The organism is Glycomyces salinus, assembly GCF_016428645.1.
Lineage (GTDB): Bacteria > Actinomycetota > Actinomycetes > Mycobacteriales > Micromonosporaceae > Glycomyces > Glycomyces salinus.
Genome location: NZ_JAELXW010000034.1, coordinates 35545 through 62083, shown reverse-complemented (window position 1 = coordinate 62083; position 26539 = coordinate 35545). Strand labels below are relative to the sequence as shown.

Here is a 26539-nt window from a genome sequence, read left to right as displayed (position 1 = left end):
GGGAGATGAACGCCTTGCGGATTCTGCACACTTCGGACTGGCACGTCGGGGTCACCATGAAGGGCCGCTCGCGCCTCGATGAGCAGCGCGCGGTCTTCCGGCAGATCGTGGAGATCGCGAAGACCGAGGCGGTCGACCTCGTGATCGTGGCCGGAGACCTGTTCGACACCGCCTCGCCCTCCAGCGAGGCGCAGAAGCTGCTCACCGGGGCCCTGTCGGCCCTGCACGGGACCGGCGCCGAGGTCGTCGTCATCGCCGGGAACCACGACAACGGCAGGGCCCTCGACGCGCTCCGCGACTGGGCCCACGCCGCCGGGATCCACCTGCGCGGCAGCCTCGGCAAGGCCACCGACCACATCGTCACCGGCACCACCGCCTCAGGCGAGCGCTGGAAGGTCGCGGCCCTGCCGTTCATCGCCCAGCGGCACGCGGTGCGCGCGGCCGAGCTGTTCGAATTGGGGGCGGCCGGAGCCGAGGCGACCTACGCCGACCACCTCAGGCGTCTGGTCGCCGCGCTCACGCACGGTTTCACCGCCGAGGAGGTCAACCTGTTCTGCGGGCACCTGACCGTGGTCGGCGGGAAGGTCGGCGGCGGCGAGCGCGAGGTCCACACCGTGGCCGACTACGCCGTGCCCGCCGCGATCTTCCCCGCCTCGACCAACTACGTCGCCCTGGGGCACCTGCACAAGGCCCAGAAGATCGAGGGGCCCTGCACCATCAGGTACTCCGGGGGGCCGATCGCGGTCGACTTCGGCGAGGAGGACCACACCCCGAGCGTCACGATCGTCGAGGTCACCGCCGACACCCCGGCCCTGACCCGCACGATTCCGCTGACCGAGGCCGTGCCGCTCAAAACAGTGCGCGGCACCCTCGAAGAACTGCGGAAGACCGAAGTGGACCAGCGGGCCTGGCTGCGGGTATTCGTGACCGAACCGGCCCGGGCCGGGTTGCGCGGCGAGGTCGCCGACCTGTTCGAGCGGGCCGTCCAGATCCACATCGACCCGATCCTGCGCGCCGAGGAGCGCAAACCCAGGCAGCGGCGCGCCGGTCGCAGCCCCGGGGAGCTGTTCGGCGCCTACCTGACCGAGAACGGCTACGACGACCCGGCCGTGGCCCGGCTCTTCGCCGAGCTGTACGAGGACACCCAGACCGTTGCCGAGGAGGCCTGATGCGACCCATCCGGCTCGACATGCAGGGCTACGGCTCCTACGCCGAGGCCTCCACGCTCGACTTCACCGACGTCGACTTCTTCGCGCTGACCGGCCCGACCGGCGCGGGCAAGTCCACTGTGCTGGACGCGATGTGCTTCGCGCTCTACGGGCGCACGCCGCGCTGGCGCATCAACTCCACCCAGAACGCGCTCGCGCCCTCGGCCGTCGAGGGCCGGGTGCGGCTGGTCTTCGCCGCCGCCGGAACCCACTACGTGGCCACGCGGATCCTGCGCCGCGACAAGAACGGCAAGGTCAAGACCTCCACGGCCGCGCTCGAGCAGCTGCCGGCCGGGGTCGACCCCGCCGACGACACCGAGCTGCTGGAGGGCCTGGGCAAGCCGCTGGCGGGCAGCCCCAGCGAGGTCAGCGCCGCGGCCGAGCGGGTCATCGGGCTGCCGTTCGAGCAGTTCACCAAGTGCGTGCTGCTGCCGCAGGGCGAGTTCGCCGAGTTCCTGCACGCCTCGGCGGCCGACCGGCGCAAGATCCTGGAGAACCTGCTGGGGCACAGCGTCTACCGGCGCGTCCAGCAACTGGCCGGTTCCCGCCGGGACACCGCGGCCACCGCCCAGCAGACTCTGGAGGCGCAGCTGGCGAAGGTCGAACCGGTCACCGACCAGGAGCTGGGCGACGCGGCCGAGCGGGTCGAGAAGCTCGAGAAGCTGACCGAGCCGGTGCGGGACAAGGCCGGGGCGCTCGACGGGCTCGACGCGGCCGTCGAGGCCGCGCGCCGCCGCCTGGCCGAGGCCGAGGCGCACCTGGCGTCCCTGACCTACATCAAGCGGCCCGACGGGGTCGACGACGTCGCCGCCCAGGTGGCCGAGGCCGCCGCCAAGGTCGCCGAGAAGGCCCGGGAGGTCGAGTCCACCGAGGCCGAGGACGAGCGGCTCCGCGCCGAGCTCGACGGCCTCGACTCCGGGCTCATCGAGCGGCAACTGGCGGCCTGGGCCGAGCTGACCGAGACCGAGGCGAGCCTGAAGACCGGCAGGGAACTGACCGAGGAGCTCAAGCACCAGTACGAGGAGGCCAAGGAGCTGGAGGGTGCGGCGGCCGAGGAGGTCGAGATCCGGCACGCGGCCCTCCACAAGATCCGGATGGCCGAACTGGCCGAGACGCTGCGGGCCGACCTCGAGGAGGGCGACGACTGCCCGGTGTGCGACCGGCCGGTCGACGACCTGCCGGACCGGGACGTCTCGGCGGCCTTGCAGGAGGCCCAGCAGGCGTCCTCGCAGGCGACCGCCGAGTACAAGGAAGCCCAGGCGAGCGTGGCCGCGCTCCAGGCGAAGCTGGAGTCCTACGAGGAGCGCCTGACCGACCTGGACCTGACGAAGCGGCGCCTGACCAAGAAGCTGGAGGGCGTCGCCGAACCGGAGGCGCTGCGCGCCAAGCGCTCCTCGGCGGCCGAGGCCAAGCAGTTGCTCAACGGCACCTCCACCGCGCTCAAGGCCGCGCGGCGGGCGCTGCGGGAGGCCGAGAAGCGCAAGGCGGCGGCCGAGGAGCGCCAGCAGCGGGGGTGGCGGGAGTTCAACCACGCCCGCGACCAGGTCGCGTCGCTGGCTCCGCCGCCGGGCGGCGACGACCTGGCCGCCAGTTGGACCCACCTGGTCGAGTGGGCGGCCGGGGCCCTGGCCAAGGCCGGGAGCGAGCGGGAGGCGGCCCGGACCGAGCTGGACGGGCTCGACGGTCGGGCGGCGACCCTGCGCGCCGAGCTGCTGGCGGCGATGGCCGAGCTCGAGGTGGCCGCTCCCGCGACCGGATCCGGCGGCGACTACGTGGCCGCGCACGCCGCGGCGGTCGAGTCGGCGCGGGCCCGGTCGGCGCGCCTGCACGAGTCCCGGAGCCGCCGGGTGGACCTGGAGGCCGAGTCGCGCCGCTTCGCGCACGAGGCCGAGGTCGCCAAGGAGCTGGCCAAGCACCTGGAGGCGCGGCGGTTCATGGAGTGGCTGCTGAGCGAGGCGCTGGACGAGCTGGTGACCGGGGCGACGGTGATGCTCAACCGGATCACCGGGGGCCAGTACGACCTGATCTACCGCGACCAGGACTTCTGGGTGGTCGACCACCACGACGCCGACATGGCGCGCCCGGCCCGGAGCCTGTCGGGCGGGGAGACCTTCGCGGCCTCCCTGTCGCTGGCGCTGGCGCTGAGCGACCAGTTGGCGAGCCTGTCCAGGGACGGGGCGTGCCTGGAGTCGATCATCCTCGACGAGGGCTTCGGGACGCTCGACCCCGAGACCCTCGACGCCGTGGCGACCACGCTGGAGGCGCTGACGATCTCGAGCCACCGGACGGTCGGCCTGGTCACCCACGTGGCGGACCTGGCCGAGCGGGTGCCGGTGCGGTTCCGGATCACCAAGGACGCCAAGAGCTCCCGGGTCGAGAAGACCTTGAGCTGACCGCCGCCGGGTCCGAGCTCAGGGGCGCTATTCGGCCTGTGCCAGATCGCGGACGCCCTGGCTCCCCTCGACCTGCGACTCGGGTTCACCGGCTTCGATGCGCCCGCCCTTGGGATGCTCCGGCAGTCCCACCCGCGCACGCAGGGCTTCCAGCGCACTGTAGCCGTGCATGTGGAGCCGGCGGATCTCCCGCAGCCACCAGCCCTCGGCGATGTCGCACTCAGGATGCGCGCTGACACGCCGCACGAACCCGGCGGCCTCTTCGTGGAGGGCCGCCCAGACGAATCCGGCGACCTTGTCACCCACCCGCACCGGAAGGCAGCGGACCGTGTCCTGGGAGTTCGGAGCATAGATCTCCCACATGGGCACCGAAACGAGCGGGGTGAAGTGGGGCCGTTGGACGTGCATCGTGTCCCATACCGCCTGCCGGTACGGACTGTTCGGATCGTGGTCGGGCTGCGCGATCGAGAACAGCCGACTGAAGTCCTCGGCCTCGGCGATGACGGCGCCCTGGGGTACGCGCCCGCCCAGTTCGGTCTCGGGTTCCCGACGTGCGTGTTCCAACGCCTGTTCCGGTCCGAGCCCGCGGTCTCTGTAGGCGACCGCCATCCTCTGCCAGTGCCGTGCGGCGTCCCTGACGAACTCGGGGTCCAACTGCCCTGAGGCGTCGAGGGTGCCGAGCCGATCCGAACCCGACGAGACGTACAGGTAGCACGCCGTCCGGCCCTCCACCGTCACTGGGAGGTACCGCACCCGATCGTCACTCATACCGGTCCCTTCGACGCATGGTTCGTCCGGGGCGATCCTATGCGTCCGCGTCGAGCGTCTCGAAAGTCAGGCGAACGACGGATAGGCTGAATCCCATGCAGATCACCGTCGACGCCTGGGATCCGTCCTTCGCCGACAACTCCGAGTCCCCCTCCCGGTCGAGCGTGGCGGAGGTCAGGACGGACGTCGAGCTCTCGGCCGAGCAGTGGGCCCCGATCGACGCGCCCGCCTCGGGCCCGACGCGGCTGCTGCTGATCGACGGCGTGCGGCGCATCGACGCCCGGGTCGAACTGCTCGACGAGTCCGGGCGCTGGCCGGGGCTGTGCGTCTCGTGGGCGGCCGGGGCCGTGCTCTGCGATCTGGACCGCCCGGCCTCGGCGGTCACCGAGGCGGCGGTCGAGCGGGGCCTGTTCGCGACGGTCGACCCCGAGGCCGATTTCGGCCGCTACCCGTTCCACAGGGTCGAGGCTGCCGATCCCGCCGATCTGGTGGCCGCGAGCCAGATGGAGATGGCCAGGCTCGAAGCGAAGGTCGCCGCCCAGGTCGCGGCGGAGGCCGAGCTGGCGGTCCTGGACGGTCCGCTGCGCGGACACAAGGAGCTGCCGAACTCGGTGGGCTACATCAAGAGCCACCACCGCTCCTACCTGCGGGGCGACCTCAACGCGGTGATCGAGCGGCTGAAGCCGGGCCAGCGCACCCCGGTGTTCCACCTGATGGCGGGCTGGCCGCGCTATTCGTGGTATCTGCGGCTGCCGGGCACCCGCTCGCGCGGCTGGGCCGGGGTGGCGCGCCTGGAGGCCTCCGACAGCCTGACCGAGGACGAGGCCGTGCTGCTGGCCGACGCTACAGCGCAGGCGCTGCCGCCGCTGGGCTCGGCCGCGCACAAGGACGCCCGCGCCCCGCAGAACCTCACCCCGATCGCCGGTCTGGAGCGCCGCCTCAAACGCATGCTCGGCGACACCCGCCTGCTGCTGCGAGGGATCCGCTCCGCGGCCTACTGAGGTGCTTGCGGGCCGGGGCCTGTTCGGGAATGATCGGGGATGCCGTTGCCCGCAACAGGATTGGAGAAGCCATGGTTTCCCCCGGCTCCAGCGCTCTCATCGTCGTCGACATGCAGCGGGCCTTCATCGATCCGGACGGCCTCCTGGCCGTCGCGGGTGCCGACGAGGTGGTCAAGGCGGTCAACCGGCGCGTGGCCGAGGCCGTCGAGGCCGGCTCGCCGGTCTTCTACACCCGGGACTTCGGGCCGGTCGAACTGCCCGACGGCGACCCGGACGGCCAGACCGAGCTGCATCCCGACCTGGACGTGCGCGGCACGGTCGTGTCCAAGGGTCCGGGGCGCGGCGGCGGCTTCTCAGGGTTCGTCCTGCTGCCGTCCTCGCCCGACCGGGGGCAGCCCGGTGCGGGCGGCCTCAGCGACCTGGCCGGCCTCCTCGCCGAGGCCGGGGTCGGGGAGGTGACCGCGGTGGGCCTGGCCGCCGACGTGTGCGTGGCGGCGACCGCCCGCGATGCCCGCCGCCTCGGCTACCGTGCGCGACTGGACCTGGGCGCGTCGGCCTTCGTCCACGCCCATCCCGGCGGCGACGAGGCCGCCGTGGACGAACTGCGAACCGCGGGCATCGAGGTCATCGACGCCTGACTCGGCACCGGTCCGAGCCGAGCTAAACGGCGAAGATGTCCGCCAGGTGCTTCGCGCTGCGTGCGCGGCTGCGCCACTCACGGAGTCTGTCGAGGTCACCGCACTGCTCGATGAGCGCCCGTTCGGCTTCCCCGAGGACGATCGACCGCGCAATGCACACATCGACGAGCGCCTCCCGGGCCTCTTGGAGTCGGCCCTCTTGGCGGCCCTCTTGGCGGCCCTCACGGCGAAGCTGATCTGTCCACTCGCTGTGGTAGCGGTATGGTCTCGGCTTGGTCCTCATGAGGCTCTCCAGGATCACTCGTGCGTTCTCGTCTAGGCAATCCGCGATCATATTTATGTAGTCGATTGCGACCTCGGGTTCAATAGTACCGAGCAAGTCGTCTACGGTTCTGATCACCGACTCGGGATCGTCAGGACTCGGGTTGAGCAGCACCCGCAGGACCGCGGACTCGGGTGTCGCTCCGGGATCGTCCGGATCACGGTACGGAAGAAGGTCCCCCGGGCTGAGCGTCAGCGGAGCGAGCTGCCAGCGACGGTTGACCCGGATTCCCTGCTTGAACTTCCGGGCGAGAGCATCGGTCCGGCAGATCATCAACAGCTCGACCTCGCTGTCGGGATTGTCCTCGAAGGCCCGCGAGACATACCCGAGCAGCCGCCGGTTCTTCTCCTCGCTCCACTTGCCCTGGACCTCGGTGATGACCAGCAGCCGGTCCACCTCGCTGAACTCCAGGGTCAATGCCGAGACCGCGTCGGCCCTGCGCTCGGTGGTCGCCTTCGACCCGAGGGCGTTGGCGCTCCGTTCGGCATTCGACACGGCTATGTCTCCGTAGTCTTCGCCATCGGCGGCTCTGAGAAGCTCGGCCGCGAATCTCGGTTGGTCTTGGATCAGGTTGACGATGTTCTCATGCCAATCGTCCGCCATGACGCCTCCGGGGGAAGTCGGATCGCTGGTTCCGATACGTCAACGACCGTGATCCCCCGCCGGACACGCGATCGCCCGAAAGGCGACGGGCCTCACAGGCCACAACCATGACGAAGGGGCGGCGCCTCGGCGCCGCCCCTTCGCTATCCAGTATCCAGTATCCAGTATTCAGTTGGGGTCTGAATACGGTCAGGTTCTAATACCAACCGTTGGATTCGGAGTGGTTCCAGGCCCCGCACGGGCTGCCGTAGCGGCCCTGGATGTAGTCGAGTCCCCAGGCGATCTGGGTGGCCGGGTTGGTCTCCCAGTCGCTTCCGTGGGAGGCCATCTTGTCGCCCGGGAGGGACTGGGGGATGCCGTAGGCGCCCGAACCGGAGTTGTAGGCCGTCTCGTTCCAACCCGACTCGCGGTCCCACAGGGACTCCAGGCAGGAGAACTCCCCCAGGCCCCAGCCGGCGTCGAGGGTCATCGTGCAGCCGATGGCCTTGTTGCCGGAGTACGACGAGCAGTCGGCGGCGATGTCCATCGAGCCGGAGTCCGAGCCGGAGCCGGAGTCGGACTCGGGCTCTTCTGCCGGTTCCTCCTCCTCTTCCTCGACCTCGGGGACCTCGGCGGCGCCGGAGCGCGCGGCCTCCTCATCGCCGGTCTCCTTGACCGGCAGGATGCTCTCCATCTCCGGGACGTCCTGCCACTGGTAGTCGGCCTCAGAAGCCTCCGCGACAATTTCGGAGGCCAGCACCTCCTCCTGGCTGCGGTCGTCGGTCTGGGTGATCGCGGCCCCGGCGGTGGTCGCCGTCGAGGTCGCAACCACGACCGCGCCGATCGAGGCGAAGGTGCGGTTGCGGATGACGCGGCCGTAGCGCCGGATGACGCCGGGGGCCGCGTGCTTAGCGTGGGTCAGCTTGGTAAGCACTCGCGCCAGGCTAAGGCCGTTGTATAACGGTGACCTACCCGTGAGTAGTTGACCGAACACGGCACATTCTCACCCGGTATCGGTTGCCCCAATTGCCACTATTGACCGATACCAGTCCTATCGAGCTGTTCGCGACCGACGCCGGGGCGCGCCCCGGGAAGAGCTCCCCCGTTCGGCCGAGCCGGGCCCCCGGACCAGTCAGACCTTTCTAAATCTAGGTCTACAGGGGTCAATCTCACATACCGGGGAATCCGGGCCCGACCGGCATCGCAGGCCGTGACGTTGGGTGCGCGACCCTACTCGGTGGGTTCAGGCGAGGGGGTCGAGTCCTCGGCCGGAGCGGTGGACTGCTCCCCGCCGGGATCGACGGGCTCGGTGGCCTGCTCGCCCGTGGGCCCGCTGGCCCCGGAATCCTCCGGAACCGGCAACCCGCTCGCTTCATCGGTCGGCCACGGGTCCGAGTCACACAGTGGATAGAGATACCCGTACTCAGCCTCGTCGTAGGACCCCTCCTCCAACGGGTCCGGCGTCGGTACCGCCTCATCGGAATACCCTTCGGCCCCGAAAGGATCCTCGTGCAGCCTGTCGCAGGCGTCGGGGTCGCCGATCCACAGCGGGTTCCCGTCCTGGTCGAACAGGTAGACACCGGCCAACGGCTCACCGTCTTCGGTATAGGGATAGATGTTCGTGACGCCCTCGTTCGGGTCCTCGAAGTCGGCGACGAAAGACTGGCCGTAGTCCGGACCGTAGAGGCTCGGCAAGGTAGCGTACGGCAGCAGGCCCAGCCAAACGAGAACGACTCCGCCGAGCGCCACCAGCCGGCGACGGCCGATTCCCCACTGTTCCGACATCGCGCCGAGCCGAAGCGAGAGCCACACGAATGGCAGCGCCATGACGGCGAAGACCAGGAGTTGGACGATGCCCTCACTCAGGACCGGGAGGGTGACCAGTACCGCCCCACCGGCGATCAAGTAGTAGACCAGAGCCGCCGCGGCGAGGCCGCGCAGCACCCACCAGCCAGGTTTCAGCTTCCTGCGGAACTCTCCGGCCTCCCCGACACCGGCGCTGGCGGTGTACTGTTCGGTCTTCGCTCGGATCCACGTCACCGACGGCTCCAAGCCGGCCTGGACGGACCGCCAGAACCCATCGCGGCGGCCCTCGGACTCGATCTCTGCGGTCTCGCGGAGTTCACGGGCGTACGCCTCGGGCCTACCGAGCAGATCCTCGAGCGTGGTGCCGGGTTCGCGATCGGCGGCGACCTCGGTCAGGTGATCCTCTAGACCGTTGAGGAGGTCCTCACGGATCGGCTCGGGCAGGTCGGCCAGGTGCCTCTCGACCGCGAGACGGTACTCTGCGACATCGGCGGCCCCTTGAGGAGTGTCGGTCATGGTTGCCCCTTCGGCGAATCGAACAGTGCCTGCATCTTGGCGCTCACGTCCTCCCATGCCTCGCGCATCCCGCTCAAGTGCTTGCGCCCGGTCTCGGTCAGCGCGTAGTACTTGCGGTTCGGGCCCGACTCGCTGGGCTGGACGTAGGTGGACAGGTGCCCCGACCGGTAGAGGCGCCTGAGCGTCCCGTACACCGAGGCGTCGCCGAGCTCGTCGAACCCGGAGCCGCGCAGGCGCCGCAGGATCTCATAGCCGTAGGCGTCACCGGTCTCCAAGACCCGCAGGACGATGATGTCGAGCAGGCCCTTGAGCAGTTGCGATCTATCCACTCTTACACAGTACCATTCAATGCACAGTAGTGGCCAGCGCCGGATACGCACGGGACCGGCTCCGCAGAGCGGAGCCGGTCCCGTGCGGTCGTTCTCAGAGGGAGGCGCGGGCCGAGCGCAGCCGCGTCAGGCTCACGTCCTTGCCCAGCAGCTCCATCGACTCGTACAGCGGCGGCGAGACGGTCTTGCCGCTGATCGCGACGCGCACCGGGCCGAACGCCTTGCGCGGCTTGAGGCCCATGCCCTCGACCAGGGCCTCCTTGAGGGCCCCCTCGATGGCCTCAGTGGTCCACTCGATGTCCTCGAGCGCGGCGATCGAGGCGTCCAGGACCTCGGCGGCGTCGCCCTTGAAGGTCTTCTTGACGCTCGCCTCGTCGATTGGAACCTCCTTGCCGCAGAACAGGAACCGCAGCATCTCGACCGCCTGCCCCAGGGTCGTGCAGCGCTCCTGCACCAGCGGGACGGCCACGGCCAGCACGTGCCGCTGCTCCTCGGTCGGCTCGTCGGGCAGCAGCGCCGCCTTCTGGAGCCACGGGACGAGCATCTCGGTCAGCTCGCCCGGGTCGACGGCGCGGAAGTGGTCGGCGCAGATCGCGTCGAACTTCTTCTCGTCGAAGCGCGCCGGGTTCGACTTGACGTCGTGGAGGTCGAATTTCTCGAGGAACTCGGCGACGGTGAACACGTCGCGGTCGCCCGAGATGGACCAGCCGAGCGTGGCGACGTAGTTGAGCACGCCCTCGGGCAGGTAGCCCTCGCGCTTGTACTTGAGCAGGTCCGAGCGCGGGTCGCGCTTGGACATCTTCTTGCCGCGCTCGTCGACGATGAGCGGCAGGTGGGCGTACTCGGGCACCTCGTCGGCCAGGCCGAGCTCGATCAGGGCCCGCCACATGACGATCTGGCGCGGGGTCGAGGACAGCAGGTCCTCGCCGCGGACGACCATGTTGATCTTCATGAGCGCGTCGTCGACCGGGTTGGTCAGCGTGTAGAGCGGGGAGCCGTCGGCCCGGGCGACGACGTAGTCGGGCACGGTCCCGGCCGGGGTGCGCACCTCGCCGCGGACGGCGTCGACGAAGACGATGTCCTCATCGGGCATACGCATCCGGTAGACCGGCTTGCGGCCCTCGGCGCGGAAGGCGGCCTTCTGCTCCTCGGTCAGGTCCCGGTCGAAGTTGTCGTAGCCGAGCTTGGGGTCGCGGCCGGCCGCGCGGTGTCGGGCCTCGACCTCTTCATTGGTGCTGAACGCCTCGTAGGCGAAGCCGCCTTCGACCAGGCGCTCGATGACGTCGGCGTAGACGTCGCCGCGCTCGGACTGCCGGTATGGCGCGTGGGGGCCGCCGATGTCGGGGCCCTCGTCCCAGCCCATGCCGAGCCACGAGAGGGCCTCGATGAGCTGGTGGTAAGACTCCTCGGAGTCGCGGACGGCGTCGGTGTCCTCGATGCGGAAGACGAACCGGCCGCCCTTGGCGCGGGCGTAGCCCCACGAGAACAGGCAGGTGCGGACCAGGCCGACGTGCGGCAGGCCGGTCGGGCTGGGGCAGAAGCGGGTGCGGACGCTACTCACTGTCGATCACCTTGTTGGACAGTTCGCCGATGCCGGCGACGGAGACGGATACGGTTTCGCCGCTCTGCAGCGGCCCGACGCCCGCCGGGGTGCCGGTCAGGACCACGTCGCCGGGCAGGAGCGTCATGACCTGGGAGATGTAGGAGATCAGGGTGGCCGGGTCGAAGACCATGTCCTTGGTGGAGCCCAGTTGGCGGACCTCGCCGCCGACCTCGCAGCGGATCTCGGCGTCCCCGGGGTCGAAGTCGGTCTCGATCCAGGGCCCGAGCGGGCAGAAGGAGTCGAAGCCCTTGGCGCGCGTGAACTGGACGTCCTTGCGCTGGAGGTCGCGGGCGGTGACGTCGTTGGCGCAGGTGTAGCCGAAGATCGAGGCCGCGGCGGTGTCTTTGTCGATGCCGCGGGCGCCGGGCAGGCCGACGACGACGGCCAGTTCCGCCTCGTGCTCGACCTGGTCCGAGACCGCCGGGATGCGGACGGCCTCTCCGGGGCCGATGATCGACGTGGACGGCTTGATGAAGATCAGCGGCTCGTCGGGGACCTCGTTGCCGAGCTCGGCGGCGTGCTCGGCGTAGTTGCGGCCCACGCACACGACCTTGGAGGGCAGGATCGGCGCGAGCAGCCGCACGTCCTCCAGCGCCCAACGCTGGCCGGTCATCTTGATCTGCGCGAAGGGGTGGCCCTCGATCTCGGCGGCCGTCGCGCCGGGGCCCTCCCCTTCCAGTACCGCGAATGACATGCCGGTGGCGTGGGCTATCCGTGCGATGCGCACACTGCGCCCCTCTCTGAGGATCCGTGGTTCGAAGCTGTCGGCCTCAGATTACATTGAGCAGGAGGAAGGGGACCACGATCAGGACGGTGCCGAGCAGGGCGCCGAGCACCACGCCCATGCCGAGGCGGCGCAGCTTCCCGGAGAGACCGATCGCGAAGCCCAGCGCGAACACCACCGGGGTCGCGATCAGGCAGGAGATGGCGGTGGAACCGAGGCGCGCGCCCAGCGTCGACCCCACGTTGTCGACCAGGACGAACCCCAGCGCGAAGGCGAAGATGAGATGAATCACCAGGCCGAGGAGGAACCCGGAGCCGAAACGGCGTCGCGAGTACACCGCCGAGTCGGCGGCGCGGGCCGCGGCACGGGCACGTTCGGTCTTGTAGGAAGTCACGGTTCAACTCTAGTACGGCCGGGCGATGGCGGAGGTTTCACGCCCGCGACGGCGACGCGCCGTGTCGAAACGGCCAGTCGGGCCCCGATCGTGCGAGACTGCCGCAATGCGCCGTGCACTCACAATCCTCACACTGCTACTGGTGGTCCTGGTCGCACAGGTCCCCGCGAGCGCGATCGACGAAGACCTTCCCCGGTCCACCGCCTCCTTCAATGACGATGTGCGCAAGGTCGCCTACGACGGCGACGTGCTGTACGTCGGCGGCATGTTCACCCGCGCCCGCGATGTCGACGGCGAGTTCGACCGGCGATACTACCTGGCCGCGATCGACTCGGTCAGCGGCCGGCTGCTGCCGTTCGCGCCGGAGCTCGACGGGAAGGTCTACGACGTGGTCGCCCACGGCGGCTACCTGTACGTGGCCGGGAACTTCCGCTACATCGACGACACTTACACGCCGCGCGTGGCCCGCTTCCGGCTCGACAGCGGCCGGCTCGACACGACATGGAGGCCCGGCCCGTCGGCGACGGTGTTCGCCATAGAGCCGCTCGGCGACCGGGTGTACCTGGGCGGGCGGTTCGCCAAGGTCGGCCAGACCGAGAGAAGGTACCTGGCCGCGGTCACCGCCGACACCGGCGCGGTGGTCGAGTCGTTCACTCCGAGCCTCCAGGAGGGATCGGTGCGCGACATCGAGTACGGGCACGGCCGGCTCTACGTCTCCGGCTCCTTCAGCTACGCCGAGAACGAGAAGCGGTACGGCAAGCTCGCGGCGTTCGAGGCCGGCGACGGCGACCTCGACCGGGACTTCGATCCGCGGATCTTCGTGCTCACCAGGCAGATCACCCTCTACGGCGACCAGGTGTACGCGGCGCTGGACGGCCGCGGCGGCGAGGTCCGCGCCTTCGACCAGGACGGCGACACCCTCTGGTACCAGGGGGTGGACGGCGGCATGCAGGCCGTGGCCGTCTGGAACGGGACGGTCATCGCCGGGGGCCACTTCGACCGGGCGTGCACCACCAACAGGTCGGGCCCGACTGGCGAATGCGTCGACGGGGTACTGGCCGACCGCGGCAAGCTGCTGGCGGTCGACACGGACGGGAACCTGCTGCGGTGGAACCCGGGCGCGAACGGCGTGATCGGGGTGTGGGACCTCAAGACCCATCCGCGCGGCTCGAACCTGGCCGCGGGCGGGTCGTTCACCACCTTCGGCGACGGGGAGATGGAGCAGAAGCGGCTGGCCGTCTTCGACTGACGGACGAGGTTCAGGACCCGGTACCGATCCGTACCGGGCCCTCGCTCATGCCCGGCGGCGGTTGAGGCCGTACGCCAGCCCGTCGCACAGGGCGTTCCAGGAGGCCTCGATGATGTTCGGCGCGACTCCGACGGTCGTCCACTCGTGGCGGCCGTCGCTCATGGAGATCAGGACGCGGGTGACCGCGTCGGTCCCGGTGGACCCGGCCAGGATGCGGACCTTGAAGTCCGAGAGGGTCAGCTCGGCCAGGCGCGGGTGGCGTTCGGACAGGGCCTTGCGGAGCGCGGCGTCGAGCGCGTTGACCGGGCCGTTGCCCTCGGCTGTGGCGATGACGCGATCACCGTCGACGTCGAGCCGCACCGTGGCCTCGGCGACGGTCTCGCCGTCCGGGTCGTGGTCGACGATGACGCGGTAGGTGTCGAGGGTGAACGGCCGCGGCAGGCCGCCCTCGACCTCGTCGCGGACCAGCAGTTCGAAGGAGGCGTCGGCGGCTTCGAAGGACCAGCCCTTGGACTCCAGTTCCTTCACGCGGGCGGTGATCCGGTCCTGGGCGTCCCGGTCCTCGGAGAGGTCGACGCCCAGTTCGCGGCTCTTGAGTTCGACCGACGCGCGCCCGGCCATCTCGGTGACCAGGATGCGCATGTCGTTGCCGACCGCGGTGGGCTCGATGTGGTTGTACAGGGCCGGGTCGGCCTTGATCGCGGAGGCGTGGAGTCCGGCCTTGTGGGCGAAGGCGGCGTGCCCGGTGTAGGGGGCGTGCTCGTCGGGGGCCATGTTCGCGATCTCGGCGACGGCGTGCGAGATGCGGGTGAGGTTCTCCAGGCCGCCGTCGGGCAGGACCTTCATGCCGAGCTGGGTCTCGAGGATGGCCACGACGCTGAACAGGTTGGCGTTGCCGGGGCGCTCGCCGTAGCCGTTGGCGGTGCCTTGGACGTGCATGACCCCGGCCTGGACGGCGGCGATGGTGTTGGCGACGGCGCAGCCGGTGTCGTTCTGGGCGTGCATGCCGAGGCGGACCCGCTCGGGAGGCAGGTCGGCTTCGAGGCGGCGGCGCAGGTCGGTGACGGCCTCGGTGATGTCGGAGGGGATGCGTCCGCCGTTGGTGTCGCACAGGACGACCGCTTCGGCGCCGGCTTCGAGCGCGGTGCGCACCACCAGGGTCGCGTATTCGGGGTCGTGGCGGAAGCCGTCGAAGAAGTGCTCGCAGTCGATGAACACTTCGCGGCCGTGTTCGCGGCCGGTGCGCACCGAGTCGGTGATCATCTCGAGGTTCTCTTCGGGGGTGGTGCGCAGGGCCTGCTCGACATGGCGCATGTCGGACTTGGCGACCAGGCACAGCACCGGGGCCCGAGAGTCGAGGAGCGCCCGGTAGCCGGGGTCGGTCTCGGCCGTGGCCCCGGCCCGGCGCGTCATCCCGAACGCGACGAGCTTGGCGTGCTTGAAGTTCAGCTCCTCGGCGGCTCTGGCGAAGAACTCGGTGTCCGACGGGATCGCCCCGGGCCAGCCGCCCTCGATGTAGTCGACACCGAGCTCGTCGAGCAGCTCGGCCACGGCGAGCTTGTCGGCCACCGAGTAGCGGAGGCCCTCCATCTGCGCGCCGTCGCGGAGCGTGGTGTCGAAGACGTGGAACTCTCCGCCGGTGTGTGTATGCGTCACGTTGTGCTCCAGTTGGTTTCGGGACTGCTGTTGTGCGTTCGCGGGGACCGCCTGAACGGTGGTTCTGCTCCAACGAAAAAGACCCCCTGCCATGCAGGAGGTCTGGCGCTCGGTGACGGCATCTAGAGTCGATGCTCCACCGAGCGCCCGCAGCTAATAATGAGCTGGAAGGTCACGACTGGAAGTATGCCACCGACCACCCGGGCGAACCAGCATTTCCCGACATATGGGAAACGGTGTGTCACCAGTTGACGCGCAGGCTGCGGCGGCGCAGCCACATGAGCACGCCGACCCCCGCACCGATCGCGGCCACCGCGCCGGCGGCGCCGACGGCGACTCCGGCGCCGGTCGTCGGAAGCTTCGGCTGCGCGACCTCCGAGGGCGACTCGGGGGACTCCTTCTGGGGCGGCGGGGTCTCCTCCGGGGCCGACTCGAACAGCCACTCCTGGTCGTGGACGCTGCTGGTGCCCAGCACGGCCTCGGCGACGACAGGCGCCCCGTCGACCGGCTCGACGCCCGGCGCGAGACCGAGGAACCGCCCTTCGGGATCGGTGAACCTCCAGTCCTGGTTGGAGGCGATGTCGTCGAACACGGCCGCCCACGTCTCGGCGTCGGCGCAGTCGACCAGTTCGAGCGGGGCCGCCTCCGGCGGGCCGGACTCGGACGGGGTCAGGCACTCGCCGCCGTCCTCGTGCACGATGAGGACCTCACCGGCGTCGACCATGGCCTCGACCGGGCGGAACGACCACAGGTCGCCATCGGAGGCGATGACCGCGCCGTCACCGCCCCAGGCGAGCGCCAGTTCGGGCGCGCCCTTGAGCTGCACGGTCACGGGCTCGCCCGGAAGCTCGGCGGCATGGGCGGGAACCGCCGCGGCGAGCATGAGACCAGACGCTATCAGCGCGACTCGGGAACACTGCTTGATCATTCCCGAATTAGACCAAATTAGGATATTTCACGTTCGGGGAGTTCGACCTTGCCTCGGATCTCGCTGGCCGCGGCCCCGGCCGCGCGCAGCCGCTCGGCGGCGTCGGTGAGGGTCTCCAAGGTCCGGTCGTGGCCGTTCGCGGCCAGCGCCTCCCGCAGCCCGACCGACCCGGCCAGGCACTCCCCGGCGGCAGAGACCATGTCCTCGTAGGCGTCCACCCCGGCGACGAGGCGCTCGACCAGGCGGTCGCGCTCGGCCCCGAGCGCGTCCCGCCGGGGCCCGCCGGTGATCTTCATCGCCTGCTCGACGTCCCGGACGGTCAAGGCGAGGCGGTACAGCTCCGGCCCGGCCGTGGACGCGCGCGCGAGGACCTCGGCGGCGTCGGGATGGTCGCCGAGACGGTCCGCCATCTGCTCGGCGGTCACGCTGGCGCGCTCGAGACGCTGGTAGGGACCCCAGGCGGCGCTGCGGCGGAACTGCTTGCGGATGCGCTCGCGCCGCAGGGCCCCGGCGGCCTCGCCGAAGAAGCCGCGGACCTCGTCGCCGAGGACGGCCGCGCCGTGCAGTTCGAGCGAGTCCCGCTCGGCGGGCATCAGGCGCGACAGCCGCCGGTAGTCGAGCCAGCGCAGCACCGCCAGAGCGGTGGAGAATCCGGCGACGACGACCCAGACCCCGTCGGAACCGGTCAGGCCGTCGAACGGCACGAAGAAGGCCGACCCGGCGACCGAGGCGCCGGAGACGGCGGTCCAGAACCTGGCCGAGGACAGCCGACCTCGCAGGCGCCGTCTGGCGCGCTTGCGGGCCTTGGCGTCCACTGGGGTTTCCTTCCGGGGTCAGCCCTTGGTCGAGTCGGCCTCGGCCGTGCCGCCCTCTTCCATGCTGGCGCGGATGTCGGCCAGGCGGGCGTCGGTGACCGTCTCCTTGGACGACTCCACCGCCGGAGTGGCGGTCGAGGAGGACTGGCCGGAGGAACCGGAGAGCTTGTCGCCCTCCAGGGAGGACCGGATCTGATCCAGGCGGGAGGCCCCGGCCATGTCGCGGCTGGCCCGGTTGACCTCCAGCAGGCGCCCCTCGACGGAGTTGCTGGCCAGGTCGGCGCGGCCCATCGCGTTGGCGTAGCGGCCCTCGATCTTGTCGCGGATCTCCCCGAAGTTCGGCACGTTGTCGGGCGCGGCCGTCTGCGACATCGACTCCAGGGACGAGGCGATGGTCTCCTGCATCTTGGCCTGCTCCAACTGGCCGAGCAGCTTCGTGCGCTCCTGCAGCTTCTGCTGGAGCATCATCTGGTTGTTCTCCACGGCCTTCTTGGCCTGGTCGGCGGCATTGAGCGCCTGGTCGTGCATGGTCTTCATGTCCTCGAGGGACTGCTCGGTGGAGACCAGCTGGCTGGCCAGGACCTCGGCCGTCTGCTCGAACTGCTGGGCCTTCGCCTCGTCGCCCTCGGCACGCGCCTTGTCCGCCAACACCAATGCCTGCCGCGCCTGCGCCTGGAGACGCTCCACTTCGGCCATGGACCGGTTGAGCTTCATCTCGAGCTGACGCTGATTCCCAATGACCGAGGCCGCCTGCCCCACCAGCACCTGGTGCTGCTTCTGCGCTTCCTCGATCGCCTGTTGGATCTGGATCTTGGGGTCGGCGTGCTCGTCGATCTTGGCACCGAACAGCGCCATCATGTACTTCCAGCCCTTGACGAACGGATTGGCCATTATCGGGGTCCTTCCGGTGATGTAAACGCCGACTTCCCTATAGTGTCGGACATCCCCGCCACGAATGCGCGCCAGGGTGACCGGTTCATGAGCCAAAACTACATCATCGGTCGCCCTCAGGCAGCCGTGCGGAGGACCGAATCGGTCACCTCGCCACAACGATGCCGAGACCGGACCTGCGCGATGGAAGCGGGCGCGCCGGGCGGCACGGGGCGACGACGTCGGGCCTGCTCATCGGGGGTGTCCTTGCCGGACTCGGCATCCCGCGGCAGCGGCAGGACCGCGACCTGACGGCTCGGCCCGTCGGCGCCCCGCTCATGCGCGGCGACCTCCAGCGAGACCTCGGCCAGAACCTCGGACAGCCGCACTCGCAGCGCCCCGCAGACGCTCGCCAGCAGCTCGCTCGACGGCTCCTTGTGCCCCCGCTCGATCTCCGAAAGGTATCCCAGACTCACGTTGGCCTGCTTGGACACATCCCGCAGCGTGCGCTTCTGGGCGCGGCGGCGTCGTCGCAGGGTCTCCCCCAGCAGTTCCCGCAACAAGACCATCGAACTCTCCTCCACGCCGCGTTCGCTCTCATCGAGCCTAAGTGGGTTCTGCAAGCCTAGCGCGTCCGGCCCGCGTCACCCCTCCTCAATTTAAAGGCTTTCCAGAGGTAATCGATTCCCGTTCCGACAGTGAGGAGCAGCGCAGCCCCCATCAGCCACGGACCCACCGCGTCCAGCGGCTCGGGCCACGGCCACAGGTACCAGGCCACGGCCGCGATCTGCAGCACCGTCTTGAGCTTGCCGCCGCGCCCGGCCGCGATGACCGCGTGCTTGAGCACGGCCACGCGCAGCGCGGTGATCCCCAACTCGCGCAACAGGATCAGCGCCGTCACCCACCACAGGAGGGCGTCGTAGAAGCTCAGCAGGACCAACGCGGTCCCGATCAGCGCCTTGTCGGCGATCGGGTCGGCGAGCTTGCCGAACTCGGTGACCAGGCCCCGCGAGCGCGCCAGCCAGCCGTCGACGAAGTCGGTCGCCGAAATGAACACGAACAGTGCCGCGGCCAGCATCCGCCACGCCGAGTCCTCCATGCCGGAGAGGACCACGAACACCGCGAAGACCGGGACCAGGAAGATCCGGGCCACGGTCACCACATTGGCGATGTTCCACGGCGACACCGGCCGGGACTCGGACCTCACCGGGGCTCCTCCAGGACCTCGGCTACCAGGTCGACCCCGTTCGAGTCGACCACCTTCGCGGTCACGAAGTCGCCGACGCGCAGGTGGTCGACCTCGCCGACCAGCGCGACCGAGCCGTCGACCTCCGGGGCCTGGTGGGCCGCGCGCCCGTCCACGCCGTCATCCGCCACCGATTCGACCAGGACGGTCACGGTCTGGCCCACCCGGTCGGCGGCCCGCTGGCTGACCAGCTCGTCGACCAGCATCGACACGCGTGTGACCCGCTCGTCGACCACGTCCTGGTCGAGGTGGCCGTCGAGGCCGACCGCCTCGGTGCCGTCCTCGTCGGAGTAGGCGAACACGCCGGTGGCGTCGAGCCGGGCCTCGGACAGGAACCGGATCAGCTCCTCGAAGTCGTCCTCGGTCTCGCCCGGGAAGCCGACGATGACGTTGGTGCGGGCACCGGCCTCGGGAGCGCGGGAGCGGATCTGCTCGAGCAGGGCCAGGAAGTTCTCGGTCGACCCGAACCGGCGCATGCGGCGCAGCACCTTCGCCGAGGCGTGCTGGAAGGACAGGTCGAAGTAGGGCACGACCTTGTCGATGCGGGACATGGCCTCGATCAGGCCCGGCCGCAGCTCGGCCGGCTGGAGGTAGGACAGGCGGATCCACTCGATGCCGTCGATCCCGGCCAGGCCCTCAAGGACGCGCTCGAGCGCGTCCGGGTCCGACAGGTCCTTGCCGTAGGAGGTGGTGTTCTCCGAGACCAGGTTGAGCTCCTTGACCCCGTCCCCGGCCAGCCACGCGGCCTCGGCGACGATCTCCTCGGGGGTGCGGGAGACGAACGAGCCCCGGAAGGACGGGATGGCGCAGAACGAGCAACGGCGGTCGCACCCGGAGGCGATCTTCAGGTTCGCGACCGGGCCGGTCGACAGGCGCTTGCGCACCACCGACAGGTGGGCGGGGGCCCCGGCGAAGTCGGCGGCGGCCTCGGCCTGCTCCGCCCGAGTGTGGCCGGGAACGACCGTGGCCGCGGCCTGCCGGTCGACCGGGGACAGCGGCAGGAGTTTGCGGCGGTCGCCGGGCCGGTGCGAGTCCAGGTGCTTCCCGGCCAGGATGTCGTCGAGGCGGGCGGCCATGTCCGGGTAGTGGTCGAAGCCGAGCACGGCGTCGGCCTCGGGCAGGCTCTCGGCCAGCTCGGTGCCGTAGCGCTCGGCCATGCAGCCGGTGGCCACGACCTTCGCGCCGGTCTGGGAGGCGTCGAGGAGCACGTCAATGGACTCGGCCTTGGCCTGCTCGATGAAGCCGCAGGTGTTGACCATGACCACGTCGGCGTTCTCGCCGTCGCCGGTCACGCTCCACCCGCCGGCCGCCAGCCGCGCGGCCAGCTCCTCGGAGTCGGTCTCGTTCCGGGCGCAGCCGAGTGTGAGGACCGCTACGGTCTTTGCGGGCGGTTGAGCTGTTGACACCACAAAAGCGTACCCACCGGCGCCCCGTCCGTCGCCGCGCGGCGGCCGGGGCCACATTTTTACACCCCTCCGCGTGGCGATATGCGCGGCGAAGCTCGTCCTCCTGTACGATGCGGCCCCAGCCTTGCGGCCATGCCATAGGCTGGTCCTATGTCCCCCATCGGCAACGCCAGTGCCCAGGCCCATGCCGGCCGCAGACGCGCCCCCCTGCTCGCCCTCGCCGCCGCCGGAGCGCTCGCCGTCTCGGCCTGCGGCGACGTCCCGTCCGGGACCCTCAACACCAGCGCCGGATACAGTTTCGACAACACCGAGGCGACCGAATCGGTGTGCCCCGACGGAGACGATTACCGCCTCCCCGCCGAGGAGGGCACCCTCATCGGGCCGCACTTCGCGCTGCAGGTCGACTGCGTCGCGACCTTCGAGGAGTTCCCCGACGGCTACCAGACCCGGCTCCTGTTCGGCGACGACGAGGCGCTGTACCCGCCCCCGGCCGGGTACGAGTTCGCGCTCATCCAGTTCGCGCCCGAACCGGAGGTGGAGGCCCCGCTCCAGGTGGACGGCGACACCGAGCTGACGGCCACGCTGAGCGTCGGCGAACGCGAATGGAGCTTCGACGGCGAGGCCCCGGCCCCCGGCGCGGCCTACTTCACCGTCGTCGAGAAGGACGCCCCGATCTCGCTGACCGTCGACGACTCCGAGCGCGTCCAATCGATCGACCTGCGTGAACGCACCCGCGAGGGACTGATCGAAGCGCTCTACCACGGCTCGCGGCAGACCATCACCACCGACTGGGTGGAGAACGAGGTCAGCGCCTCCAAGTCCGAAGGCGGCTACGAGTACAGCCTCGACCGGTGGGGCTACTCGACCTCGTTCGTGGTCGACCGGTCGGTCTACAACGAGACCGAGGGCTGGCTGGCCGAGAACGACCGGGCCCGGCTGACCATCGAGTTCGTGTGGTGGCGCGAATCGGCCGAACTGGACCTGATCTGGGACATCGACGCCGAAGAGGTCCTCAAGGTCGAGGGCCCCGACGGCGAGCTGGCCCCCTCCAGCGTCGACCACACCGACGAGGAGTGGGAGGGCGGCGACATCGGCCGCTACTTCACCCTGGTATACGACGTCCCGGCCGATGCCCTGGAGTTCGACCTCTCGTTCCATCCGGACGGTGTGATCGAGTGGACCGAGCACGGCGTCGACATGAACATCAGCGGCGACGAGAACCACGACATCTCGGTCGACTTCACTTAGAGGCCGTCCTAGGGGCCGGCCGGCTCGCCGCGAATGGAGGCGATCACGCCGTCGAGCTCCTCGGGCTTGACCAGCACGTCGCGGGCCTTGGTGCCCTCGGACGGCCCGACGACGCCGCGCGTCTCCATCAGGTCCATCAGGCGCCCGGCCTTGGCGAAGCCGACCCGGAGCTTGCGCTGGAGCATCGAGGTAGAGCCGAACTGGGTGGTCACGACCTGCTCGACCGCCTGGCACAGCACCTCCAGGTCGTCGCCGATGTCGGGGTCGATGTCCCGCTTCTCCCCCGGGGGCGCGGTGACCTCCTCGATGTAGTGCGGCTCCATCTGGTCCTTGGCGTGCGCGACGATCTTCTCGATCTCGTCGTCGCCGACCCAGGCCCCCTGGATGCGCTCGGGCTTGGAGGCGCCCATCGGCAGGAACAGGCCGTCGCCGCGCCCGACCAGCTTCTCGGCCCCCGGCTGGTCGAGGATGACCCGCGAATCGGCCAGCGACGAGGTCGAGAACGCCAGCCGCGAGGGCACGTTGGCCTTGATCAGCCCGGTCACCACGTCGACCGAGGGCCGCTGCGTCGCCAGCACCAGGTGGATCCCGGCGGCCCGGGCCAGCTGGGTGATGCGCACGACCGACTCCTCGACGTCGCGGGCGGCGACCATCATCAGGTCGGCCAGCTCGTCGACGATCACCAGCAGGTACGGGTGGGGCCGCAGCTCGCGCTCGGCGTCCGGCTCGGCCTTGAGCTCGCCGGAGCGGACCTTGCGGTTGAAGTCGTCGATGTTGCGGACCCCGGCCTTGGCGAGGTCCTCGTACCGCATGTCCATCTCCTTGACCACCCACTGGAGCGCGTCCGAGGCCTTCTTCGGGTTGGTCACGATCGGGTGGACCAGGTGCGGGATGCCCTCGTACTGGGTCAGCTCGACCCGCTTGGGGTCGATCAGGAGGAGCCGGACCTGCTCGGGGGTCGAGCGCATCAGCAGCGACCCCAGGAGGGTGTTGATGCAGCTGGATTTGCCCGAGCCGGTGGCGCCGGCGATCAGCATGTGAGGAGTCTTCGTCAGATTGGTGAGGATGTAGCCGCCCTCGACGTCCTTGCCCAGACCCACGATCATCGGGTGGTCGTCGGAGGCGGCCAGGTCGCTGCGCAGCACGTCGCCCAGGGCCACGTCCTCGCGATCGGTGTTGGGGATCTCGACGCCGACCGCGCTCTTGCCCGGGATCGGGTTGATGATGCGGATGTCGGGGCTCTTGACCGCGTAGGCGATGTTCTTGGACAGCTGGATGATCCGCTCGACCTTGACGGCCGGTCCCAGCTCGATCTCGTAGCGGGTGACGGTCGGGCCGCGGGTGAACCCGGTGACCGCGGCGTCCACGTTGAACTGCTCGAAGACCTCCTGGAGGGCGGCGATGACCGTCTCGTTGGCCTTCGAGCGCTTCTTGGCGGCCGGGCCGCTCGGGAGCAGTTTCAGCGGCGGGCGCACGTAGTCGCCGTCCATGGCGGCCGAGCCTTCGGAGAGGGTCGGCTGCTCGACCTTCTTCGGTGGCGGGGTGTGCTTGGGCGGCTCCCTGACCGGCTCGGGGATCGCGGTGGTCTCCCGGTCCGCGGCGGGCTCGGCGTTGAGCTCGGGGACCTCCTCGGGCGCCAGCCGCGGCAGGACCGTGGTGGCGCGGTGGACGTTGCGGGCCTCCTCTTCCTGGAGTTTCTTGGCCGCCCGGCTCTGGCGGCGCGTCATCGGCCGCTCCCCTTCGGCGTCCTCGGTGTCCTCGTAGGATTCGACCTTGCCGGTGGCCAGTTCCCAGAGCCGGACGAGCCGGGCCGGGATCTGGTTGACCGGAGTGGCGGTGGCGACCAGCACGCCGAACAGCAGCAGCAGGACCAGCAGCGGGAAGGCCGCGTAGGCCGAAACGCCCAGGGCCAGGCCGCCGCCGATGATCCAACCGATCTGGCCGCCCCCGGCCATGCGGTCGTCCAGATCGACCGGCAGGCCGGAGATGATGTGCAGCAGACCGAGGCTGGCGAGCCAGATCGCCGTCCAGCCGACCAGGGAGCGGCCGTGGGCCTCCTCGGGCGGCTTGTGGCGCATCACGCGCAGTCCCCACAGGACCAGCAGCACCGGCAGCACGCGGGTGGCCAGGCCGAGGCCCCAGTCCAGACCGAAGGCGAGATGCTCGCCGATGGGACCGGCCACGTCGAACCACACGGCCATCGCCAGCACGATGGCCGCCGCGATCAAGAGCAGCCCCAGGCCGTCGCGGCGGTGGGCCGGGTCGATCCCGCGGGCGGTGGCGGCCTCCTTGCCGACCGAGCGGGCCACCCATCCGGTCGCGCGGGCGGTGCCGACCCACAGACCGCGCAGCGCCATCCCGCCGGCCTCGATCGGGCCCGGGATGGCGTCGGCACGGCGCTTCTTCGCGGCGGCCTTGGCCGTCGTGCTCTTGCCTCGCTGAGCTGGCGCCCGCTTGGCCGTCTTCTTGACCGCTCTCTTCGCCGACTTCTTAGCGGTGGGCTTCCGCTTGGCCGACGAGGACCGCTTGGCCGCCGCCTTGCGCGCCTTCCCGGAAGTCTTCGCCATCATTCCCCATACGTTACCGCTGCCGCGTGCATCGACACCGGCACCGATGCCGATCGGTCGAGCTAGGCTCTAGCGCATGTCGAGAACGATTCTGGTGACCGGCGCGGGACGCGGCCTCGGGCGAACCCTGGCAGAGCTGCTCTCCGCGCGCGGCGACAGGGTGATCGCCCACGCCCGCGACGAGGACGCCCTGAAGGGCCTCCCGTACGCGAAGGCACTCATCGCCGACCTCTCCCGGCCCGAGAGCCTCGCGGCGGCGGCCGAGGCGGCCGGGATCGATCTGCTGGACGCCCTGGTCCACAATGCCGGGATCGCCCACATCGCCACGGTCGGCGGGACCGAGCTCGAGCGGTGGCAGGACTCGCTGACGGTGAACCTGGTCGCCCCGGCCGAGCTGACGCGGCTGCTGCTCCCGGCGCTGCGGAACGCGCGCGGCCACGTGGTGTTCGTCAACTCCGGGGCCGGGCTGGTCGCCGGGCCCAAGTGGAGCTCGTACGCGGCGAGCAAGCACGGGCTGCGGGCACTGGCCGACTCGCTGCGCGCCGAGGAGAAGGCCGCCGGGGTTCGGGTGACGTCCGTCTTCCCCTCGCACTTCGACACCGACATGCAGCGCCACGTGCGCGAGAGACACGACTCCGACTACGACCCGCGGCGCGCCACCAGCCCGGACTCGATCGCCGCGACCATCGCGAGCGTGCTGGACGCCCCGTCGGACATGGTGATCAACGAGCTGCGCGTCGAACCGCCGAACCCGCTGCCGATCCGTCCGCGGTCCTGAATCGAGCGTCGCGCCCCTGGCCGGGGGCCAGTAAGATCTGGACGGTGACTTCAATGCCAGCCCCAGAGCCCTCCCAGCCCCAGCAGTATCAGCCCTCACAGCAGCCAGACATGGCCCCGCCGCCGGCCGGACAGCAGTTCACCGGCCCCATCCCGACCGGGCAGATGCCGCCCGTGCCGCCGCCGATGGCTCCGCCGCGCCGCGCCTGGGAGGGCCCGTCGCCGCTGGGACTGGCGATGGCCCTGATCGGGCTGATCCTGATGTGCGTGTCGGTGCTGATCCCTCGCATCTCGATCCAATCCGACGAGACCGACTCGTACACCTTCTACAGCCTTACCTCCCTGGACAACAACGGAGCCGCGCTCGGAGCCGAGACGGTGGTGCTGGTCGTGGTGCTGCTGGCGGCGGTGGGTCTGAGCGCCGCCGGGAGCCAGGCGCTGCGCTGGCCGGCCCGCATGACCGCGGTGGGCGTCGCGACGTTCGCCGCGGCCTTCGCCTACCACCCGGTCAGCGCGGTCCGGGAGATGCTGTCCCAGTACGACAGCATCGACGAAGGCATCAGCGACACCGAGGTGACCGCCGAGAGCGGCATATACCTGATGATCTTCGCGGTCGCGCTGCTGGCGGCCAGCACGTTCTTCATGCACGTCAAGATGAACCGGGCGGCCTACCAGAGCCCGCCCCCGCAACACCCGGCCCCCGGACCGGGCCAGGGCCCGGCCCCGACGGTGACCGTCACCCCCGGATAGAGAACGGCACGCCCGGCCCGGCCGCTTTCGGCCGGGCCGGAGTCAGGTCCGATCCGAACACCGTCAGGCGTCGTACGGGATGAGCGTGAAATAGTCGGCTCCCCAGATCGGTTGCAGCTTCCGGAAACGCCGCTGATCGAGCGTCATAATGTCCGTGGTCCGATATCGGTCCGCCAGAACGACATTCGAAGCATCGGCGATGCCGATGTAGTCATCGTCCAGAAATGATCGCATGATCTCGAGCGCCGAAGCGTGCTCGATGGAGCTCCATTGCGCGAGCTCGAAGGCTCCGTGGACGACATCGGAATGCAGCCGCATCGCGATGTCGTTTCCGTATTTTCGCTGGAGCATGTAGTCCGCCTCGTTCACCACGAACGGGGAGACGATGAGTGGCCGGTCGTCTTCGTTCACTGCTCGAGCCAGCGAACCGTGCTCTTCATAGCCGCTGTCGAACAGCGCCAGGATCGCGCTCGTGTCGACGATGGTGGCCCTCATTCACCGAGTCCCGCGGCGAGTTCAGCGTCGATCTCTTCGGCGGTCAGCGGCTTGTCGCTCCTGGCGATTCCCATGGAGGGCTTCGGTCGCGGGACGGCTCGTTCCATGAGGCGCTCGATCTCCTGGGCGAGCGTGAGCCCGTCTTGAGAGGCCATCTGATGCAGGCGGTCTCTCAGCACTTTCGGTACTTTGATCGTCGTCATGGTCATACCGTAAAGTATACCTGCGCGGGCGTGGCTGCGCCACGC

General features: G+C 69.9%; 26 protein-coding genes. 8 read left to right on the top strand and 18 right to left on the bottom strand.

Annotated elements, in window-relative coordinates; all coding sequences use genetic code 11:
- Positions 1 to 14: 14 nt before the first annotated feature.
- Positions 15 to 1169 (top strand): exonuclease SbcCD subunit D, encoded by a 1155-nt coding sequence (locus JFB92_RS11625; protein WP_199038313.1) that lies wholly within the window; start codon positions 15 to 17, stop codon positions 1167 to 1169.
- A complete protein-coding gene (locus tag JFB92_RS11620) occupies positions 1169 to 3601 on the top strand; it encodes an AAA family ATPase (protein WP_199038311.1) in 2433 nt (810 codons plus the stop codon). The genes JFB92_RS11625 and JFB92_RS11620 overlap by 1 nt, the downstream gene beginning before the upstream one ends.
- A 27-nt stretch (positions 3602 to 3628) precedes the next feature.
- Here the strand turns inward: JFB92_RS11620 and JFB92_RS11615 are convergent, their stop codons facing one another.
- Positions 3629 to 4369 (bottom strand): hypothetical protein, encoded by a 741-nt coding sequence (locus tag JFB92_RS11615; RefSeq protein WP_199038309.1) that lies wholly within the window; start codon positions 4367 to 4369, stop codon positions 3629 to 3631.
- Between the two features lie 95 nt (positions 4370 to 4464).
- Here JFB92_RS11615 and JFB92_RS11610 point away from each other — a divergent pair, with 95 nt between their 5' ends.
- A complete protein-coding gene (locus tag JFB92_RS11610) occupies positions 4465 to 5370 on the top strand; it encodes a DNA double-strand break repair nuclease NurA (protein ID WP_199038307.1) in 906 nt (301 codons plus the stop codon).
- A gap of 71 nt (positions 5371 to 5441) precedes the next feature.
- Positions 5442 to 6008, top strand: a complete 567-nt coding sequence (locus JFB92_RS11605; protein ID WP_199038305.1) for a cysteine hydrolase family protein — start codon at positions 5442 to 5444, stop codon at positions 6006 to 6008.
- Positions 6009 to 6030: 22 nt separating this feature from the next.
- On the opposite strand, the gene JFB92_RS11600 is transcribed toward JFB92_RS11605, so the two are convergent.
- The 7 genes from JFB92_RS11600 to JFB92_RS11570 form a co-directional block, all read right to left on the bottom strand.
- The gene (locus tag JFB92_RS11600) at positions 6031 to 6933 is read right to left on the bottom strand and encodes an RpnC/YadD family protein (protein WP_199038303.1); all 903 of its coding nucleotides are present in this window, start codon (positions 6931 to 6933) and stop codon (positions 6031 to 6033) included.
- A 196-nt stretch (positions 6934 to 7129) separates the two neighbouring features.
- Positions 7130 to 7846 carry an aggregation-promoting factor C-terminal-like domain-containing protein gene (locus JFB92_RS11595; RefSeq protein WP_199038301.1) on the bottom strand — a complete coding sequence of 239 codons (717 nt, stop codon included), beginning with the start codon at positions 7844 to 7846 and terminating at the stop codon, positions 7130 to 7132.
- A 296-nt stretch (positions 7847 to 8142) separates the two neighbouring features.
- Positions 8143 to 9234, bottom strand: a complete 1092-nt coding sequence (locus tag JFB92_RS11590) for an ICP22 family protein (RefSeq protein WP_199038300.1) — start codon at positions 9232 to 9234, stop codon at positions 8143 to 8145.
- A complete protein-coding gene (locus JFB92_RS11585) occupies positions 9231 to 9563 on the bottom strand; it encodes a PadR family transcriptional regulator (protein ID WP_199038299.1) in 333 nt (110 codons plus the stop codon). The genes JFB92_RS11590 and JFB92_RS11585 overlap by 4 nt, the downstream gene beginning before the upstream one ends.
- 94 nt (positions 9564 to 9657) lie before the next feature.
- Entirely contained in the window at positions 9658 to 11124 is a 1467-nt protein-coding gene (gene gltX / locus JFB92_RS11580; RefSeq protein WP_199038298.1) for a glutamate--tRNA ligase, read from the bottom strand.
- Positions 11117 to 11893, bottom strand: a complete 777-nt coding sequence (locus JFB92_RS11575) for a fumarylacetoacetate hydrolase family protein (RefSeq protein ID WP_199038296.1) — start codon at positions 11891 to 11893, stop codon at positions 11117 to 11119. Before JFB92_RS11575 ends, gltX begins: the two co-directional genes overlap by 8 nt.
- Positions 11894 to 11936: 43 nt before the next feature.
- Positions 11937 to 12284, bottom strand: a complete 348-nt coding sequence (locus tag JFB92_RS11570; RefSeq protein WP_199038294.1) for a hypothetical protein — start codon at positions 12282 to 12284, stop codon at positions 11937 to 11939.
- A 106-nt stretch (positions 12285 to 12390) separates the two neighbouring features.
- Here JFB92_RS11570 and JFB92_RS11565 point away from each other — a divergent pair, with 106 nt between their 5' ends.
- Positions 12391 to 13533: a PQQ-binding-like beta-propeller repeat protein gene (locus tag JFB92_RS11565; RefSeq protein WP_199038291.1), complete on the top strand. Its 1143-nt coding sequence runs from the start codon at positions 12391 to 12393 to the stop codon at positions 13531 to 13533.
- A gap of 45 nt (positions 13534 to 13578) precedes the next feature.
- Here JFB92_RS11565 and cimA read toward each other — a convergent pair whose 3' ends face one another.
- From cimA to rimO, 7 genes are all read right to left on the bottom strand, one after another.
- The gene (gene cimA / locus JFB92_RS11560) at positions 13579 to 15282 is read right to left on the bottom strand and encodes a citramalate synthase (RefSeq protein WP_199038288.1); all 1704 of its coding nucleotides are present in this window, start codon (positions 15280 to 15282) and stop codon (positions 13579 to 13581) included.
- A 148-nt stretch (positions 15283 to 15430) separates the two neighbouring features.
- A complete protein-coding gene (locus tag JFB92_RS11555) occupies positions 15431 to 16117 on the bottom strand; it encodes a hypothetical protein (protein WP_199038286.1) in 687 nt (228 codons plus the stop codon).
- A gap of 17 nt (positions 16118 to 16134) precedes the next feature.
- Positions 16135 to 16932 carry a phage shock envelope stress response protein PspM gene (pspM, locus tag JFB92_RS11550; protein ID WP_199038284.1) on the bottom strand — a complete coding sequence of 266 codons (798 nt, stop codon included), beginning with the start codon at positions 16930 to 16932 and terminating at the stop codon, positions 16135 to 16137.
- 18 nt (positions 16933 to 16950) lie between these two features.
- Positions 16951 to 17823 (bottom strand): PspA/IM30 family protein, encoded by an 873-nt coding sequence (locus JFB92_RS11545; RefSeq protein WP_199038282.1) that lies wholly within the window; start codon positions 17821 to 17823, stop codon positions 16951 to 16953.
- A 116-nt stretch (positions 17824 to 17939) separates the two neighbouring features.
- A complete protein-coding gene (locus JFB92_RS11540) occupies positions 17940 to 18371 on the bottom strand; it encodes a helix-turn-helix domain-containing protein (RefSeq protein ID WP_199038280.1) in 432 nt (143 codons plus the stop codon).
- Between the two features lie 56 nt (positions 18372 to 18427).
- Positions 18428 to 19009, bottom strand: coding sequence for a CDP-diacylglycerol--glycerol-3-phosphate 3-phosphatidyltransferase (pgsA, locus tag JFB92_RS11535; RefSeq protein ID WP_199038278.1), 582 nt, complete (start codon positions 19007 to 19009; stop codon positions 18428 to 18430).
- Positions 19006 to 20511 carry a 30S ribosomal protein S12 methylthiotransferase RimO gene (gene rimO / locus JFB92_RS11530; protein WP_199038276.1) on the bottom strand — a complete coding sequence of 502 codons (1506 nt, stop codon included), beginning with the start codon at positions 20509 to 20511 and terminating at the stop codon, positions 19006 to 19008. Before rimO ends, pgsA begins: the two co-directional genes overlap by 4 nt.
- 93 nt (positions 20512 to 20604) lie before the next feature.
- Between rimO and JFB92_RS11525 the strand changes: the two genes are divergently transcribed.
- Positions 20605 to 21702 (top strand): hypothetical protein, encoded by a 1098-nt coding sequence (locus tag JFB92_RS11525; RefSeq protein WP_199038274.1) that lies wholly within the window; start codon positions 20605 to 20607, stop codon positions 21700 to 21702.
- Positions 21703 to 21710: 8 nt separating this feature from the next.
- Here the strand turns inward: JFB92_RS11525 and JFB92_RS11520 are convergent, their stop codons facing one another.
- The gene (locus JFB92_RS11520) at positions 21711 to 24272 is read right to left on the bottom strand and encodes an FtsK/SpoIIIE family DNA translocase (RefSeq protein WP_233162980.1); all 2562 of its coding nucleotides are present in this window, start codon (positions 24270 to 24272) and stop codon (positions 21711 to 21713) included.
- Between the two features lie 73 nt (positions 24273 to 24345).
- On the opposite strand from JFB92_RS11520, the gene JFB92_RS11515 reads away from it, so the two are divergent.
- Both JFB92_RS11515 and JFB92_RS11510 read left to right on the top strand, forming a co-directional pair.
- Complete coding sequence (locus JFB92_RS11515) at positions 24346 to 25047, top strand: SDR family oxidoreductase (protein WP_199038272.1); 702 nt, start codon at positions 24346 to 24348, stop codon at positions 25045 to 25047.
- Positions 25048 to 25100: 53 nt separating this feature from the next.
- The gene (locus JFB92_RS11510) at positions 25101 to 25796 is read left to right on the top strand and encodes a hypothetical protein (RefSeq protein WP_199038270.1); all 696 of its coding nucleotides are present in this window, start codon (positions 25101 to 25103) and stop codon (positions 25794 to 25796) included.
- 63 nt (positions 25797 to 25859) lie between these two features.
- On the opposite strand, the gene JFB92_RS11505 is transcribed toward JFB92_RS11510, so the two are convergent.
- Both JFB92_RS11505 and JFB92_RS11500 read right to left on the bottom strand, forming a co-directional pair.
- A complete protein-coding gene (locus JFB92_RS11505; protein ID WP_199038268.1) occupies positions 25860 to 26291 on the bottom strand; it encodes a PIN domain-containing protein in 432 nt (143 codons plus the stop codon).
- Positions 26288 to 26500, bottom strand: a complete 213-nt coding sequence (locus JFB92_RS11500; protein ID WP_199038266.1) for a hypothetical protein — start codon at positions 26498 to 26500, stop codon at positions 26288 to 26290. The genes JFB92_RS11505 and JFB92_RS11500 overlap by 4 nt, the downstream gene beginning before the upstream one ends.
- Between the last annotated feature and the right edge of the window lie 39 nt (positions 26501 to 26539).